The organism is Caulobacter sp. AVps16 (assembly GCF_058681455.1).
The window spans coordinates 1,454,494-1,471,795 of sequence record NZ_CM178739.1; the positions used below are offsets into that span (position 1 = coordinate 1,454,494).

The 17,302-nt window shown below is 64.1% G+C and carries 12 protein-coding genes and 1 tRNA gene; 12 read left to right on the forward strand and 1 reads right to left on the reverse strand.

Annotated features, from left to right (window positions below; all coding sequences use genetic code 11):
- Positions 1 to 23: 23 nt before the first annotated feature.
- The 8 genes from ACW17U_RS07150 to ACW17U_RS07185 all read left to right on the forward strand — a co-directional run bounded on the left by ACW17U_RS07150 (position 24) and on the right by ACW17U_RS07185 (position 10,612).
- Complete coding sequence (locus ACW17U_RS07150; protein ID WP_492055705.1) at positions 24 to 3,890, forward strand: baseplate multidomain protein megatron; 3,867 nt, start codon at positions 24 to 26, stop codon at positions 3,888 to 3,890.
- Between the two features lie 13 nt (positions 3,891 to 3,903).
- Entirely contained in the window at positions 3,904 to 4,215 is a 312-nt protein-coding gene (locus ACW17U_RS07155; protein WP_492055366.1) for a hypothetical protein, read from the forward strand.
- 75 nt (positions 4,216 to 4,290) lie between these two features.
- On the forward strand, positions 4,291 to 4,638 hold the full coding sequence (locus ACW17U_RS07160; RefSeq protein WP_419316959.1) for a hypothetical protein: 348 nt from the start codon (positions 4,291 to 4,293) through the stop codon (positions 4,636 to 4,638).
- A complete protein-coding gene (locus ACW17U_RS07165) occupies positions 4,635 to 4,991 on the forward strand; it encodes a hypothetical protein (RefSeq protein ID WP_492055367.1) in 357 nt (118 codons plus the stop codon). The genes ACW17U_RS07160 and ACW17U_RS07165 overlap by 4 nt, the downstream gene beginning before the upstream one ends.
- Positions 4,992 to 5,190: 199 nt before the next feature.
- Positions 5,191 to 5,544 carry a hypothetical protein gene (locus ACW17U_RS07170; RefSeq protein ID WP_492055368.1) on the forward strand — a complete coding sequence of 118 codons (354 nt, stop codon included), beginning with the start codon at positions 5,191 to 5,193 and terminating at the stop codon, positions 5,542 to 5,544.
- Between the two features lie 312 nt (positions 5,545 to 5,856).
- On the forward strand, positions 5,857 to 6,510 hold the full coding sequence (locus ACW17U_RS07175; RefSeq protein WP_492055369.1) for an N-6 DNA methylase: 654 nt from the start codon (positions 5,857 to 5,859) through the stop codon (positions 6,508 to 6,510).
- Complete coding sequence (locus tag ACW17U_RS07180) at positions 6,507 to 8,093, forward strand: Eco57I restriction-modification methylase domain-containing protein (RefSeq protein WP_492055370.1); 1,587 nt, start codon at positions 6,507 to 6,509, stop codon at positions 8,091 to 8,093. The genes ACW17U_RS07175 and ACW17U_RS07180 overlap by 4 nt, the downstream gene beginning before the upstream one ends.
- Entirely contained in the window at positions 8,090 to 10,612 is a 2,523-nt protein-coding gene (locus tag ACW17U_RS07185) for a DEAD/DEAH box helicase family protein (RefSeq protein WP_492055371.1), read from the forward strand. Before ACW17U_RS07180 ends, ACW17U_RS07185 begins: the two co-directional genes overlap by 4 nt.
- A gap of 594 nt (positions 10,613 to 11,206) precedes the next feature.
- On the opposite strand, the gene ACW17U_RS07190 is transcribed toward ACW17U_RS07185, so the two are convergent.
- Positions 11,207 to 11,281, reverse strand: a tRNA-Asn gene (locus ACW17U_RS07190).
- Positions 11,282 to 11,574: 293 nt separating this feature from the next.
- Here ACW17U_RS07190 and ACW17U_RS07195 point away from each other — a divergent pair.
- The 4 genes from ACW17U_RS07195 (at position 11,575) to ACW17U_RS07210 (ending at position 17,274) form a co-directional block, all read left to right on the forward strand.
- Positions 11,575 to 12,147: a protein-L-isoaspartate O-methyltransferase family protein gene (locus ACW17U_RS07195; RefSeq protein WP_492055372.1), complete on the forward strand. Its 573-nt coding sequence runs from the start codon at positions 11,575 to 11,577 to the stop codon at positions 12,145 to 12,147.
- A gap of 151 nt (positions 12,148 to 12,298) precedes the next feature.
- The gene (locus ACW17U_RS07200) at positions 12,299 to 13,735 is read left to right on the forward strand and encodes a TolC family outer membrane protein (protein WP_062146668.1); all 1,437 of its coding nucleotides are present in this window, start codon (positions 12,299 to 12,301) and stop codon (positions 13,733 to 13,735) included.
- A 128-nt stretch (positions 13,736 to 13,863) separates the two neighbouring features.
- Complete coding sequence (popZ, locus tag ACW17U_RS07205; RefSeq protein ID WP_062146666.1) at positions 13,864 to 14,403, forward strand: pole-organizing protein PopZ; 540 nt, start codon at positions 13,864 to 13,866, stop codon at positions 14,401 to 14,403.
- A gap of 150 nt (positions 14,404 to 14,553) precedes the next feature.
- Complete coding sequence (locus ACW17U_RS07210) at positions 14,554 to 17,274, forward strand: valine--tRNA ligase (RefSeq protein WP_492055373.1); 2,721 nt, start codon at positions 14,554 to 14,556, stop codon at positions 17,272 to 17,274.
- Positions 17,275 to 17,302: the final 28 nt, after the last annotated feature.

The window sequence follows — 17,302 nt, forward strand, 5'->3', positions numbered from 1 at the left end:
CCATGGCGACGGTCGTTCTTCAAATGGCGGGGACCGCGATCGGCGGGCCTATTGGGGGTTGGATCGGCGCGACCATCGGGTCGTATATCGACAGCGCGTATCTCTATCCCGCGCTCATGGGATCGCAGACGATCCCCGGCCAGCGGCTAGACCAACTCAAGGTCATGACCTCGACCGAGGGCGCGACGATCTCGCGGATCTACGGAAGGATGAGGACCGCCGGTCAGGTCATTTGGGCGACGGACTTCAAGGAGACCCGAACGACGCAGCGGGTCGGCGGCAAGGGCGCTGGCGGCCAATCGACGAAGGTCGAGGAGTATCTCTATTCGTGTAGCTTTGCGGTGGCCTTGTGCGAGGGCGTCGTCGCCTCGATTGGCCGCGTCTGGGCCGATAGCAAGTTGCTCGACCTTTCTGGCGTCACCTGGAGGCTTCACACGGGGAGCGAGGACCAGGCGGTTGACCCGCTGATCGCCTCGATCAAGGGCGACACCCCGGCCTATCGCGGGACCGCCTATGTCGTGTTCGAGGATCTCCCGCTCAAGGCTTTTGGCAATCGCCTTCCTCAACTGAACTTCGAGGTGTTCAAGGTCGACAAGGATCCCGACGCCCTGGAAAACCGTCTCAAGTCAGTGTGTATGATCCCCGGCTCGGGCGAGTTCGTCTATGCGACGGAAAAGGTCATTCGACGCACGAGCCTCACCGTCACCACGGCCGAGAACGTTCACGGCTCTTTCGGTGAGAAGACGGACGTCGAGGCCTCGCTCGATCAACTCGACGAGATCGCCGGCAACATGGCGAACGTCTCGCTCGTGACGTCCTGGTTCGGGACCGATCTTCGCGCCGGATCCTGTCAGATTAAGCCGGGCGTCGAGATCCCTGATAAGCCGACGATCCCGTTCGAGTGGCGGGTCAACGGTGTCGAGCGCGGGGCCGCCTACCAGGTGTCGGCCACGGCCGGCCTTCCAAACTACGGCGGGACGCCTTCCGACCTGGCCGTTCTGCAGGGCATCGCCGCGATCAAGGCGCGCGGCTGGGGCGTGACCTTCTATCCGTTTATCCTCATGGATATTCCGACCGGTAACGCCAAGCCGGATCCCTACGGCGGGGCCGAGCAAGCGGCGTTTCCATGGCGCGGCCGGATCACCTGTCACCCCGCGCCGGGGAAGGCCGGCTCGCCCTACGGGACGGCCACGGCTGCGACGCAGGTCTCGGCGTTTTTCGGAACCTGCCTCTCGTCGCACTTCGCCGCCGCCGGCGACACGGTGAGCTATTCCGGCCCGGCCGAGTGGTCGTACCGGCGGATGGTCCTGCACTATGCCAAGCTCTGTCAGATGGCAGGCGGCGTCGACGCCTTCCTGATCGGCTCGGAGTTGATCGGGCTTTCGACCGTCAAGGGCGCTGCCGGGGCCTATCCGACCGTCGCGGCCTTGAAGCAACTGGCGGCCGACGTGAAGGGTATCCTCGGGGCCGGAACGAAGGTCGGTTATGCGGCGGACTGGACCGAATACAACGGCGTCAAACCCTATGACGACGCTACGGGCTGGACCTTCCACCTCGATCCCCTGTGGTCCGACGCCAATGTTGATTTCGTCGGGATCGACAACTATTGCCCGCTCGCCGATTGGCGCGACGGATCCGGCCACGTCGACGCCCTGGCCGGCGCGCCGTCGACCTATGATCGCGCCTATCTGCAATCCAATATCGAGGGCGGCGAGGGCTTCACCTGGTTCTATGCGAGCCCGGCCGATCGCGCGTCTCAAACCCGCACGCCGATCACCGACGGGCTCGGGAAGCCGTGGGTCTATCGGGTCAAGGACTTCCGTTCGTTCTGGACGAACCAACACTATAACCGCGTCGCCGGCGTCGAGGCCGGATCCCCGACGGGGTGGGTTCCTCAGTCAAAGCCGCTCTGGATTACCGAGCTCGGCGTTCCGTCGATCGACAAGGGAGCCAATCAGCCGAACGTCTTTTACGATCCCAAGAGCGCCGAGTCGGCGTTCCCGTACTTCTCCACGGGCTCGCGAGACGATCTCATTCAGCGCCGGGCGCTTGAGGCCTGGTTCGCCTATTGGGATCCAGCGGCTGGCCACAACCCGACCTCGTCCGTCTATGGCGGACCGATGATCCCGCTAGAGCGGGCGTCCGTCTGGTGTTGGGATGCGCGGCCCTATCCCGATTTCCCGCAACGCTCGACCGTTTGGAGCGACGCCCCGAACTACACCCTCGGCCACTGGCTGAACGGCCGCCTCGGCGGTTCGTCCTTGGCCTCGATCGTTCAGGCCGAGTTCGACCGGGTGAAGCCTGGCGTCGCCGACACAAGCGACCTGACGCAGGCGGTCGCTGGCTTCCTGGTCGACGGCGTCGTGAGCGCGCGCCAGGCGATCGACCCGCTCATGACCGTCTATCAGTTCGACGCGGTCGAGGTGGGCGGGACGATCCGCTTTGTCATGCGCGGGCGGCCGTCGGTGGCGACGATCGACGAGAGCGAACTTGTCTCGACGAATCCCGAGGAGGAGGATTTCTCGCTCACGCGAGGGCAGGAGACCGAGCTTCCCCGGTCCTTGAAGTGGGTCGCGATCGACGGGAACGCCGACTATCAAAACCTTTCGGCCGAGGCCCGCCGCTTGATCGTCTCAGCCGACCGCGTGGCCGCCTCGCAATTCCCGATCGTCATCGGATCCGGTGAGCTCCAAGGCCTCGCCGACCAGGCCATTCAGGATCAATGGGTGATGCGCGAGCGCGGGACGTTTGCGCTCGCGCCGTCGCGCCTGGCGCTGGATCCGGCCGACGTGGTGACGATGGTTCTCGGCGGCCGCTCCTATGACTTCCGCTTGTCGGCGATCGGCGACGGCGAGGCGCGGGCGGTCGAGGCGGCCGCTACGGATCCGAGCATCTACGGCCTTCGCTACTACGTCGACCGCGTTCAGGAGCCACCGTCGCTCCCGATCTATGGCCCGCCCGAGGTCATGCTTCTCGACATTCCGCAAATCGTCGCGGATCTGCCGGCGCATCGGCCCTACGCGGTCGCGGCCGCCAGCCCGTGGCCCGGCGCCGTGGCGATCTACAAGAGCCCGACGACCTCGGGCTTCGAACTCGCGACACAAGTGACGCGCGGCGGGATCCTCGGCCAGACGGCCGCCGCCTTTTCAGCCGGGCCGCTGCACCGGTTCGACCAGGCGAACGCCCTGGTCGTCGATGTCGAGGGCGGGATCCTGACCTCGGCGACCGAGGCCGAGGTGTTCGCCGGCGCGAACGCGATCGCGGTCGAGGCCTCGGCTGGGGAATGGGAGATCGTTCAGTTCGTCGACGCGACGCTCGTCTCGCCTGGCCGCTACAGCCTGACCAGGCTCTTGCGCGGGCAACTCGGAACCGAGGCCGCCATGCGCTCGCCCTTGGCGGCCGGGGCGCGCGTTGCGCTTCTCGATTCGTCCCTGACCTCGATCCCGTTCGATCGCGAAATGCGCGGCTTGCCCTACAACTGGCGCTATGGGCCGATTGGCTCGGCGCTCTCCGATCCTGCCTTTACGGGCGAAACGGCGGCGATCCAGAGCAAGGGCCTTCGGCCGTACTCTCCCGACCATGTCCGAGGATCCCGCGCCGCCGGCGGCGACGTCACGTTCGCCTGGATCCGCCGCACGCGAACCGGCGGCGACGATTGGGCGGCGGCCGAGGTCCCGCTAGGGGAAGATTTCGAAAGCTACGCGGTCGAGATCTTCAACGGCGCGACCGTCGTTCGCACGCTCACGAGCTCGACCCCGAGCGTCGTCTATGCGGCGGCCGCGCAAACCTCGGACTTCGGCGGTTCGCCCGCGACGATCGAGGTCGCCGTTTATCAACTCGGCGCGGTTTGGGGGCGCGGCACGCCCTGGAAAGGAACCGTCCGGCTCTAGGAGATCTCGACCCATGACCTATCCCGTAAACACCGACAAGGATCTGACGGCCGCCGGCGCGACAGAATGGATCAAGTTCTCGGGCGGCCTGTCCGTCCAAGTCACCGGGGTCGCTACGGCGATCACCGGAACCGTTCAGCGGTCGACCAGGGATCCCGCCGGCGCGTCGCCGAATATCGCCACCGTCGCGCCGATCACCGGCAACCCGTCGACGGGGATCGCACCGGCGTTTTTCAACGAGCCTGGCGTCGCCTGGTGGCGCGTCGACGTCTCGGCTCTGACCGGGGCCGGGGCGACGGTGGCGATCACCGGCTCGGGAGCCTGAAACTCGACCGCAAGCCGATACGCATGAGCCTCCCTTCGTCAGCGGGCCTAGCTCGCACCGTGGGGAGGGCGGGCTATGCCCGACAAGTGGGCGAACCTCGATCTTGGTCTCGGAATCGCCGGCGCGATCGGCGGGCTCCTCACGGGACTGCATGTCCTGGTTTCCAGGCTTCTCGCCCCCGATCGCCCTCGCGGCCGCGAGCTCATCCGCGCCTTCTATGACTTCGTCATGGGGATCGTGGTCGGGTTCGCGGCCGCAATCACGTTCGCCCCCGGCGTCGCCAAGGCGATCCCCTGGTTCGGAGATCAGGGCGCATTCGCTTGGGCGCTGGCGATCGGGATGCTCGCGTTCCGGCTCTTTCCGATCGTGCTCAGCGAGGGACCCAAGGTCTTCAAACGCTTCCTCGGCGGGGTGTCGAAGTGATCGCGAACCTGACCTTGCTCGACCTGGTCGCCGTTGCCGTTCTGGTGATCGGGGCCTTCTTCATCGGTTGGCGCGCTTCGGCGCTGGATCCGAAGGCCTCGGGCTTCCCGGCCGCCCATTGGGTGGTTCGCGCTGCGATCGACCTGGTCGCGATCGCGCTCGCCTTCCGCGCCGCCCTGGTGCTCTTCGCCAAGATCCACGTCCAGCCGGCCGACCTGTTCACCTACACCGCCGTCGCGGTGTCGGCCGTCGCCTTGCTCGCGAACGTCGTTCGCCAGCGGCCGCCCAATCCTTCCTCCTCGAAGGCTCCGCCGGGTCCGCCCCGGCTGATCGCTGGCGGTCGCCGAGACTGATCCTCCTCCCTGCAACTGGGGTCGCCTCGCTGGCGGCCCCGTTTTTTTTTTGAGCGCTTATGGCTCTCCGCAGGGTAATCTAGGCGGACCCGATGGGGCTCGTCCGGTTCAAGATTGATAGGCCGCCGAAGGCCTGTTCCCGAAAAGATGCACAAATTTGGAGTCGACCGCTCAGGTTGCGTTCGGTTAGCGTCGGGTCATGGGCGACGTGCACTACATGAACCCAACGAACGCCGACGAGAGGATCCGGCGTCGCGCCTTCCGAGAACGGGAGCGCGCGAGGCGTCGAGCCGTGAAGGCAGAGGAGCACGCGCGGCGCCGCGAGATCTGGACGGCCGAGATCGAGCGTCGCGAGCTAAATCGGACCGCCCGCCTGGTCGCCGGCGAGGCGCGATTCTCGCCGGGCGCACTGATGGCCTGGAAGGTTGCCTTCGCTCCTGTGTGGGTGATCTACATTCTCGGCGGTATCGCTGGCGTCGCCGTGCAGATGTACATCGTCGGCTATTTGGCGTGGAAGGCCGTCACCTGGATCCTTCACGTCATCGGCGCGTAGCAGGGTAGTGGCCCCCAGCGTAAAGTACGTCCAGCGCCAGACATCTGGTCGCTCAGCGCCACGCCGATGGACGCCCTCAAGCGGCCATTGGCAACTCCCGACGAGGGTGATGGAATGAAGCCTCTGCGCGCAAGATCCCGGCTGTTCCGCTCGGGGCCAAACAGGAGCGGAACTCAGCCTTCCGTCGGCAACCGGACCTTCAATGACCCCGCTCCAGCGCGCGCTCGTCACTTGATCACATGACCTCAGGGATGGCATTGCTCCAGAAGAACGCGCAAGAAGTCACCTCCCCAATTGCAGGCTGGCGCCCCAATGAGTCTTATCAAGTCGAAGAAACGGGTCGCCGATCACGGAGAGGTCTTTACCCCGCCATGGCTGGTCCAGCGCATGCTCGATCTAGTGAAAGGCGAAAGCGAGCGGATCGATTCGCGGTTTCTTGAACCGGCCTGTGGCAGCGGCAACTTCCTCGTTCCCATCCTGGCTCGAAAACTCGACACGGTTGAGCTGAAGTATGGGCGATCGTCGTTCGAGAAGCGTATCTACGGCCTTGTCGCAGTGGCGTCATGTTACGGAATAGAACTGCTGGCCGATAACATCGCCGAATGCCGCACGAATATGCTGGCCTTGTTCAGCGACTACATGTCGGCAACGCCCGAGGATGAGATCTGGCATGCGGCCTCAAACATCCTGTCGCTGAACCTAATCCACGGCGACGCCCTGTCGATGGTGGCGGCGGACGGCGGAGCGATCTCCTTCGTGGAGTGGGGTTATATCGGGAACGGCAAGTTCCAGCGTCGTGACTTCCGGCTCGACCGCATGACCCAGTCCGCCGGCCTGCGGGAAGAGGGCATGCTGTTCCAGCATCTCGGCAAGCATGAGGTCTTCCAGCCAGTGAAGACTTGGCCCCCGATGACGGTGCGCGATCTCTCAGCGCTGGATCGAACGCCTGAGGGCGCTGCCGCATGACCGACGCCACGCCGTTTGCCCTGCTGAAGCGCAACCCCGACGTCCTAACCTGCATCGCCAATCTGTCGAACGATGAGGTGTTCACACCACCCGAGTTCGCCGCGCGGATGCTGGACACCGTGACCGAGGGGTGGGCGGCGGCCAACGGCGGCGCGAAACTATGGACCGACAGTTCGGTCACCTTCCTGGACCCTTGCACCAAGTCTGGGGTCTTCCTGCGCGAAATCGCCAAGCGGCTGATCGACGGGCTGGTGGAAGAAATCCCGGATCTGAGGACCCGCGTCGATCACATCCTAACCCGCCAAGTTTTCGGCATCGGCACCTCTAGCCTGACCGCGCTTTTGGCCCGCCGCAGCCTGTACTGCTCTAAATGGGCTAATGGCGAGCACTCCGTAGCGCGCGACTTCGACGACGAGGACGGCAACGTCTGGTTCGAGCGAATGGAGCACGATTGGCAGGGAAACAAATGCCGGTTCTGCGGAGCGCAGAAAACCGCGCTGGATCGTGGCGATCATCGTGAGTCCTACGCCTACCCCTTCATCCACACGGACGACCCCGGGGTTCGTCTCGCCGAAATGTTCGGAGCCGAAATGCAGTTCGACGTGATCATCGGCAATCCGCCTTATCAGATGGCGGGCGGCGGCGGCGGAACCAACGACTCCGCGATCTATCACCTGTTCGTCGAACAGGCTGTCAAGCTTGAGCCACGCTTCCTCAGCATGGTCATTCCCTCGCGTTGGATGGCCGGCGGACGGGGCATGGAGGATTTTCGCCGGACAATGCTGGCGGACCGCCACATCAGCCACCTGGTGGACTACCCGAACTCAGGTCAGGTCTTTCCAGGAGTGGATCTTAAGAGCGGTGTCTGCTTCTTCTTGCGCGGCCGGGATTACGAGGGCGACTGTTCGGTCACCCTCATTCGGGATGAGTACATCGGGCCGACCAACCGGAGGCTCGACGAACATGACGTTTTTATCCGAGACGAACGCGCTGCGACGATATTGAAGAAGGTGCTTGCACTGAATGAGCCGAGCTTCGCGGACCTACTAACTGGCGACACTCCCTTCGGGCTCGCCACCAACTTCTCTGCCTTCCGCAAGGGTGAACCGGGGGATGGAGAGGTCAAGGTCTATGCGAGTTCCAACGCCGGCCGCCGCAGCGGCTCGATGCTGCGGTCTGCAATAACGAAGAACACACACCTCATCGACAGCTGGAAGGTCCTCGCGCCGAAAGCCGGCCCAGGAAGCAGTGGCGGTCATGTCATTCCGGACATCGTGCTCAGCAAGCCGGGTACGGCCGAACCGAACTCAGTGTGCACTCAGACTTGGATTGTCATGGGGCCTCTTGAATCCGAAGAGGCGGCAGATAGCGCAGTCAGCTATCTCCAGACACGCTTTTTGCGCTTCATCGTGTCGCTTCGGAAGATCAGTCAAGATGCCATGAGAGGCGTCTATCATTGGGTTCCTCAACAGTCTTGGGACCGCACCTGGACCGACGCTGCGCTCTACGAAAAGTACGGAATCACGGCTGACGAACAGGCTTACATCGAGAGCATGATCCGCCCCATGGAGACGGCGGATTGAGCCGGCCGATCGAGGACATCCTGCCGCCAAGGGCAGATGTCAATCCGCGCCTCTATGCCTATTCTATCGACGCGCCGTCGCACGCGGGTCTTCTGAAGATCGGCCAGACTACACGTGATGTAAGGCAGCGGATCTCAGAACAAACCAAAACAGCTGGCATCACGCCGCGCATCGAACTGGACGAACCAGCCACACGCGACGACGGCTCAATCATCTCGGACCATGCCCTCCGCAACGCCCTGATTGCTCGGGGCCATGAGAATCCGAAGCTGGAATGGATGCGATGCACCGCCGCCGACGTGCGCGTAGCCCTGCATCAGCTACGTACGGGCCAGATCGTCACTGGGGCCCGCGACCAGCGCTTTCCCCCGCGCGCCGAGCAGCTGGCGGCCGTGGATGCCACTTATGCCTATTTCCAGTCTCGCTGGGCCGATGATGAGGCGGCCGTTCCGCGTTTCCTGTGGAACGCCAAGATGCGGTTCGGAAAGACCTTCACCGCGTACCAGCTGGCCCGCAAGCTCGAGGCCAAACGGGTGTTGGTCGTCACCTTCAAGCCTGCGGTCGAGGACGCCTGGCAGGCCGATCTGGAAAGCCACATCGATTTCGAGGGTTGGCAGTATCTGTCCCGCGCCTCCGGGCGCGATCCACGGGATGCCGACCACGATCAGCCGCTGGTCTATTTCGGGAGCTTCCAGGACCTTTTGGGACGAGAAGCCGGAACCGGCGCGATCAAGCCCAAGAACGAGTGGTTGCACACGACGAACTGGGACCTCGTGGTCTTCGACGAATACCATTTCGGGGCTTGGCGTGACACTGCCAAGGAGCTGTTTGAGGGCGAAACGGACGCTCGAGCGTCGAAGGTCGAATACACCGCCGATCTAGAGCAGGTGAACGAGGACTTGGGGATCTTGTCCGAGGCCGAGGCCGAGTTTCTGCCCATTACCACCCGCGCCTATGTTTATCTGTCGGGCACGCCGTTCAAGGCGCTGGCGACCGGCGAGTTCATCGAGGAACAGATTTTCAACTGGACCTATACCGATGAGCAGCGCGCCAAGGCCGCGTTTACGGTGGAGCACCCGGGAGTGCGGAATCCCTACGCCGCCCTGCCCGAGATGAGGTTGCTCACCTATCAGATGCCGGCGGAGCTGTTGGCTATCGCCAGCGGGGGCGAGTTTGATGAGTTCGATCTGAACGCCTTCTTCGCCGCGACCGGAACAGGCGCAGCAGCGACCTTCACCCACAAGGATGACGTGCAGAAATGGCTTCAGGTCATTCGCGGTGAGCATGCGCCCGGCGACGCGCTGAAGTCCGGAGCTCGGCCGCCGTGGCCCTATGCCGACAGCCAGTTGCTGCCTTGGCTGAACCACGCCTTCTGGTTCCTGCCCAATGTCGCTGCCTGCGAGGCGATGAGGAACCTATTGGCCGAACCTCAGAACGTCTTCTGGCATGACTACCGCGTCGTCATGGTGGCAGGCGCAAACGCGGGCATCGGGCTGGACGCTGTCCCGCCGGTGCGCGCGGCTATCGGTGAGGGTTTCAAGACCCAGACCATCACCCTGTCGTGCGGAAAGCTGACGACCGGCGTCACCGTCCCCCAGTGGTCATCAATCCTGATGCTTCGGAACCTGAAATCGCCCGAAACTTATTTTCAGGCAGCGTTTCGGGTCCAGTCGCCGTGGTCTATCAAGAACCCGGACGGCGACGATCCTAACCGCGAACAGGTCGTCAAGCCGGTGTGTTTCGTGTTCGACTTCGCCCCGACGCGGGCGCTGCGCCAGCTGTCATCTTATGGCATCGGCCTCTCGCCAGGGGCGGCGAACCCGGAACAGGCGGTCGCGGACCTGATTTCCTTCCTGCCGGTGCTGGCCTACGACGGCGCTGTCATGAAGCCAGTCGATGCCGGCGAAATCCTGGATATCGCTATGGCCGGGACCACGGGCACGCTTCTGGCCCGCAAGTGGGAATCGGCCCTGTTGGTCAATGTTGACAACGATACCCTGCGCCGGGTCCTCGACAGCGAAGAAGCCATGGCGGCTGTGGAGCGTATCGAGGGCTGGCGGAGTTTGGGTGACAACATCATCGAGACCATCATCGCCAAGTCCGAAGCTGTGAAAGACCTGAAGCAGAAGTCTCGGGAGGGCGATCTTTCGGAAAAGGAGAAGCGCGAGCTGACCGCTGAGGAGAAGGAATACAAGTCGTTGCGGAAGAAGGTTCAGGAGAAACTGATCAAGTTCGCCACCCGCATCCCGGCATTCATGTATCTGACCGACTTTCGCGAGAACAACCTGAAAGAGGTCATCACTCTGATCGAGCCGGACCTGTTCCAGACGGTGACCGGCCTGACCGTCGCAGACTTCCAGATGCTGGTGGATCTACGTGTCTTCAACACCGAGCGAATGAATGAAGCGGTCTTCGCGTTCCGCCGCTACGAGAACGCCTCACTCAGCTATACCGGAATCGACAGCCACCCTGGCCTCGACCGGGTGGGTGGCTACGACACTGTGGTGGCGATCAAATAAGCGGTCGATGTGACCCCCTAGGGAAGCCTGTCGGGCCGAAGCTGAAGGGGAGGGGCTTCGCCGGGCTTGTGACCGTTCGCCCGCTCATAGAACGTCGGCCTCGGCTCGGGCTTGTCGGGCGCGCTCAGCGGTTCGAAACCGGCGCGAGGGTGGTGTCGGGCTAGAAAGATCACATGCCCGCGACACATGACCTTCCGACACCGCGCCTTCCTATTCCAAAGCGAATAGCGCGGCCCCAGGACCGTGATGACGACGCGCCAATCGACCTCAAGCTCAAGGCGACAGGTGTCGCAGCGAGAGCGAAGTTTCCAGCCGGCCTTTGCCATCCGCTCCACGGTCTCGAAGGCCGGGCGAAGTTCGCTAACGGAAATGCGATCTGGATTGCGGCCACCCATGAGGCCGCGAACAGAAGCAGAACATTGAGGGACTGTCGAGTCGGCGTCGGATCGAAACCACGCCGGCGAAGCGAATGGCGTTCGCCTGGTCCCGAATTTTCGGCCGCTATAATTGGGTTACGATGTGGGGCGCAATGTAGGGCGCTCTCATCTCCACTCCTCCAAGATCCCTTACCCATAAGGGCCTCGGGGGGAGAGGTGGCTCCGCGGGTAGGATTCGAACCTACGACCAGCCGGTTAACAGCCGGCTGCTCTACCACTGAGCTACCGCGGAACAGGTCGCCTCAGGAAGAGGCCGGGTGATAGCCGCCTCGTTGACTCGGCGCAAGCGCCTTCGAACAAAAAAACAGCCCGGCTTGCGGCCGGGCTGTGGAAAGTCAGTGATGGTGGGGTGTCTTCAATGAAGACAGGCCGAAAATGCGCGATTATGGTTAATCGGGCCTTAAATTCTGGGCCGACCAAAAGGTCGCGGGCTGTTGCGGCACCCCTAATCAACCCTTCGCATTGCCTTGAGGGGAGGGGCGGACCTATAACCCGCTCGAACGTCAAGTCCGACCGAGGGATTCCATGAGCACCGATTTCGCCGCCGCGCGGCTGAACATGGTGGAAAGCCAGATCCGCACCGCCGACGTCACCGACCTGCCTCTGCAGGATGCTCTGCGCGTGGTGGCCCGCGAGGCTGTGGTTCCTGCCAGCAAGGCCTATCTGGCCTATGCCGACGCCGAGGTCGAATATGCGCTTGGCCGCTGGCTACTGCGCCCGCGCGACGTCGGGAAGCTTCTGCAATATCTCAAGCCGCGCGCCGGCGAGACAGCACTCGCCATCGCAGCCCCCTATGCGGCGGCGGTTCTGGAAGCCATGGGGCTGACGGTGACGCGCCTCGACGGCGAGGATCTCACGAGCCCCGCCGGAGCGGGCTATGACGTGATCATTTCCGAAGGTGCCGTGGGCGCTGCGCCGGTCGCCTGGACCAAGGCCTTGGCAATTGGTGGCCGGCTGGGCGTCGTCGAACGCGCGGGGCCCGTGGGGCGGGCCACCATCTATGTGCGCGCAGAAGATGGTGTCGGTCGCCGAACGGTTTTTGACTCGACGCCGCCGGTCCTTGCGGGCTTCGGCGCAGAGCCGGGTTTCGCCTTCTAGGGCTGTCTGTGACTCAAGGTTTTTCGCTCTCGAAACATCCGCGCAACGCAAGCGTGAAAAAAGCTTAACTGGCGGCCTGTGGCGCTCGGCCCTACACGCGCTCATATAGAAGTGCGGGCGCAAGCCTCGCCGGTCTTGGGGATTGAACTAGATGTCGAATAGCCGTCGGGCCGGATTGTTGGCCGCCGCTTGCAGCTTGGGCCTGATGGCCGGCTTTGGGTCCGCCGTTCAGGCCGAGACCCTGACCGATGCGATTGCCCTGGCCTACCAGACCAACCCCACGCTGCAGCAGCAGCGCGCGTCCCAGCGCGCCACCGATGAGAGCGTTGTCCAGGCCAAGACGGCTTTCCGTCCTTCGGCCAGCCTGTCGGCGGATGTCACTGGGTCTCAACGCGATCCCTTCGGCGGCACGCGCGTCGAGACGTCGGCCAGCGGCGCGACCCTTTCAATCAGCCAGCCACTGTTCACGGGCGGCAAGGCCAGTGCCAATCTGACGGCGGCGGAAGCCGACGTCCTGGCCGCCCGCGAAGGCCTGCGAAATGTCGAACAGAATGTCCTGATCAATGTGATCCAGGCCTATGTCGATGTTCGTCGCGACCAGGAGCGCCTGCGCATCTCCCAGGAGAATGTCGCCGTCCTCGACCGACAACTCGACGAATCCAAGGCCCGCTTCGAGGTCGGGGAAATCACACGCACCGACGTCGCCCAGTCCCAGGCTCGTCGCGCTGCAGCCCAGGCGGCCCTGAGCTCGGCTCAGGCCCAACTTTCATTCAGCCGCGCGTCGTATGCCGCGATCGTCGGCCAGAATCCTACGGATCTGGTGGCTGAGCCCTCGCTAGCCGGCCTGCTGCCGCCGACCGTCGAACAAGCCTTTGACGCAGCCGAGAACAACAATCCGCAGGTTGCCGCCGCGCGGTTCAATGAGCGCGCCGCCGCGGCCCGCGTCGCCTCGGCCCGCGCTGCGCGCCGCCCGACCGTCTCGGCCCGTGCCTCGCTCGGCTATGACTCCAGTGAAGTAAATGGTCGCGGCGACCAGTTCGCCGACTATGACCGCTCCCTCTCGGGTGCAGTTACCGCTTCGGTTCCGCTGTTTACCGGTGGCCTGATCTCGTCCCAGGTCCGTGCTGCCGTCGAGCGGGAAACCGCAGCCCACAATGCTGTGGAAGGTGCCAAGCGATCGGCCTTGCAGTCGGTGTCCAATGCCTGGAGCAATCTTCTGGCCTCGCGATCGAACCTGGTCTCCAACGAGGAGCAGGTCCGGGCAGCGCGCATCGCCTTTGAAGGCGTGCGCCAGGAGCAGCAGGTGGGCCTCCGCACGACCCTGGATGTCCTGAACGCCCAGCAGGAACTGCGGTCCGCTGAACTGGCCCTGGTTTCGGCCCGTCGTGACGAATACGTCGCCAGCGCTTCGGTCCTGCAGGCGATGGGCGCGCTCGATATCGCCGCGCTTGCTCCCGACGTTGCGCGCTATGACCCCAAGGCCTCCTACAACCGGGTCAATCATGCCCTGGGTTGGGTGCCCTGGGAGCCTGTCGTTCAGGTAATTGACAAGGTGGGTGGACCCTCCACCAAACCGGCTTCCAAATAGATTTCACCGCGTCGATTTCGCCCACCTGCGATCCTTGCGCTTGCTTAAGGCGCTCAAGTCTGCACCATCGGGTCTAAGCGCCCTTTGGGTGCGCAAGGATTCGTACCTCTTTCCGACGGCCCCCGCACATGTCCGACCAGAGCTCTCAAGAACCGACCATGGAGGAGATCCTCGCCTCCATCCGGCGCATCATCTCCGAAGATGATGCCCCGGCGGAGCCCGAGGCGGCCCCCGCGCCTCCGCCTGCGCCCGAGCCTGTCTATGAAGCTCCGGTTGAGGACGACGTGCTTGAGCTGACGGATCCGATCTCGCCTGAGCCGGAGCCAGAGCCGCTTGAGAGCGTCGGCGATCTTGATGTCTATTCGCCGGCCGCGCCGGAGCCCGAACCGGCTCCTGCCTATACGCCGCCGGCGCCTTCGCCGGCCTTCAATCGCGACGAAGTGGCCGACAACCTGGTAGGCGATCACGCCGCCGGTCTGGCCGCCAGCGCCTTTGGCAGCCTGAGCTCGGCCCTGCTGATGCCCAAGGATGCCCGGACCCTCGAGGATGTGGTGCGCGAACTTCTGCGCCCGCTGCTCAAGGAATGGCTCGACCAGAACCTGCCGCGCATCGTCGAGGCCAAGGTCGAGGAAGAAGTTCACCGCATCGCCCGCGGTCGCGGCGTATAATTTCGGGTCTTGCGCTGGCCTTGGTCAGGCGCGGACCTCGAAACCTGAAGAGGCGGTCGCTGCGGCGGCCGCCTTTTTCCGTTCAAATTCTCTTTGAATCCAGGTCGCCCGGTTTCGCGCGGCGGCCGCAGATGGCATACCCGCACCGCCATGCTTGACAAGACCTTCGATCCCAAAGCCGTTGAACCCCGCCTGTACGCCGCCTGGGAGGCCTCCGGGGCCTTCAAGCCGAGCGAGGACCCGAACGCCGAGCCGTTCGTGATCGTCATCCCTCCGCCGAACGTGACGGGCTCGCTGCACATCGGTCACGCGCTGAACAATACCCTTCAGGACGTGCTGACCCGCTTCCATCGCATGCGCGGCAAGGCCGCCCTGTGGCTGCCGGGCACCGACCACGCGGGTATCGCCACCCAGATGGTCGTCGAGCGCCAGCTGGCTGCCGCCGGCAATGTCGGTCGCCGTGACATGGGCCGCGAGGCCTTTGTCGACAAGGTCTGGGAATGGAAGGCCGAGAGCGGCGGGGCCATCACCAACCAGCTGCGCCGCCTGGGGGCCAGCTGCGACTGGTCGCGTGAGCGCTTCACCCTGGACGAGGGCCTGTCGGCCGCCGTCCGCAAGGTGTTCGTCCAGCTCTACAAGCAGGGGCTGCTCTATCGTGACAAGCGTCTGGTCAACTGGGACCCGCAGTTCCAGACCGCCATCTCAGACCTCGAGGTCGAGCAGAAGGAGGTCGACGGGGCCTATTGGCACTTCGCCTATCCCCTCGCCGACGGCGTCACCTATCAGCACCCCATCGCCTTCGACGACGAGGGCAAGGCCACCGAGTTTGAGACCCGCGACTATATCGTGGTCGCCACGACCCGGCCGGAGACCATGCTGGGCGACACCGGCGTCGCGGTTCATCCCAGCGATGTGCGCTACAAGGATCTGGTCGGCAAGTTTGTGACCCTGCCGATCGTCGGCCGTCGCATCCCGATCGTCGCCGATGACTATGCCGACCCGACCAAGGGCTCGGGCGCGGTCAAGATCACCCCGGCCCACGACTTCAACGACTTCGGCGTCGGCAAGCGGGCCGGGCTTGAAGTCATCAATATCCTGACCGTCGAGGCCAAGCTCAATGACTCCGTCCCGGCCGACTATGTCGGTCTGGACCGCTTCGCCGCGCGCAAGGCCATCGTCGCCCGCGCCGAGGAAGAGGGCTGGCTCAAGGAGATTGAGAAGACCAAGCACATGGTCCCGCATGGCGACCGTTCCGGCGTGGTCATCGAGCCCTTCCTGACCGACCAGTGGTATGTCGATGCCAAGACCCTGGCCCAGCCGGCCCTTCAGGCCGTCGAGAACGGCGACACGGTTTTCGAGCCCAGGCACTGGGAAAAGACCTATTTCGAATGGCTGCGCAACATCGAGCCCTGGTGCGTCTCGCGTCAGCTCTGGTGGGGTCACCGCATCCCGGCGTGGTTTGGGCCTGACGGCCACATCTTCGTCGAAGAGACCGAGGAAGAAGCGATCGCCGCGGCCACGGCGCACTATGGTTCGCCCACGGAACTCAAGCGCGACGAAGACGTCCTCGACACCTGGTTCTCCTCCGCCCTGTGGCCGTTCTCGACCCTGGGCTGGCCGGAAAAGACCAGCGACGTCGCGCGCTTCTACCCGACCAGCACCCTGGTCACCGGCTTTGACATCATCTTCTTCTGGGTCGCCCGGATGATGATGATGGGCATCCACTTCATGGGTGAAGTGCCGTTCAAGCAGGTGTTCATCAACGCCCTCGTCCGTGACGAGAAGGGTGCCAAGATGAGCAAGTCCAAGGGCAATGTACTGGACCCGCTCGTCCTGATCGACGAGCTGGGCTGCGACGCGGTGCGCTTCACCATGACGGCGATGTCGGGCCAGGCGCGCGACATCAAGCTCAGCAAGCAGCGCATCGAGGGCTATCGCAACTTCGGTACCAAGCTGTGGAACGCCTCGCGCTTTGCCCAGATGAACGAGTGCGTCCGGGTCGAGGGCTTTGATCCCGCCACCGTTCAGCAGCCGATCAACAAGTGGATCCGTGGCGAAACGGTCAAGACCGCCGCCGAGGTCACCCGCGCCCTGGAAGCGCCGTCGTTCGATGCGGCGGCCAGCGCGCTCTACAAGTTCATCTGGAACGTCTTCTGCGACTGGTATCTGGAACTGGCCAAGCCGGTCCTGAACGGCGACGATGCTGCCGCCAAGGCCGAGACCCGCGCCACGGCCGCCTGGGCCCTGGATGTGATCCTCAAGCTGTTGCACCCGGTGATGCCGTTCATCACCGAGGAGCTGTGGGAGAAGACCGCCGAATTCGGCGCGCCGCGCAAGGGCATGCTGATCGTCGAGGCGTGGCCCGATCTGCCGGACAGCTGGATCGATGCCGAGGCCGAGGCCGAGATCGGCTGGCTTGTCGAAACCGTCAGCGAGATCCGTTCGGTCCGCGCCGAGATGAACGTGCCGCCGGGTGCCAAGCCGCCTCTGACCCTGATCGGCGCCAGCGCCGAGACCAAGGCCCGCCTGGCCCAGCACCGCGACCTGCTGCTGACCCTGGCGCGACTCGACAGCGCCCGCGAGGCCGAGGCCCCGCCGACCGGCGCCGTGCCCTTCGTGCTAGGAGAGGCGACCGGTGCCCTGGCCATCGCCGAGTTCATCGATCTGGCGGCCGAAAAGGCGCGCCTGACCAAGGAAATCGCCGGCCATGTCAGCGAGATCGACAAGACCAACAAGAAGCTGAACAACCCCGACTTCCTGGCCCGCGCCAAGGAAGAGGTGGTCGAGGAAAACCGCGAGCGCCTCGCCGACGCGGAAGCCGCCAAGACCAAGCTCGAGGCAGCGCTCAGCCGTCTGGCGTCGGTGGGGTAGGGGGCTCTAGTTCCCCATGTCTACAGGG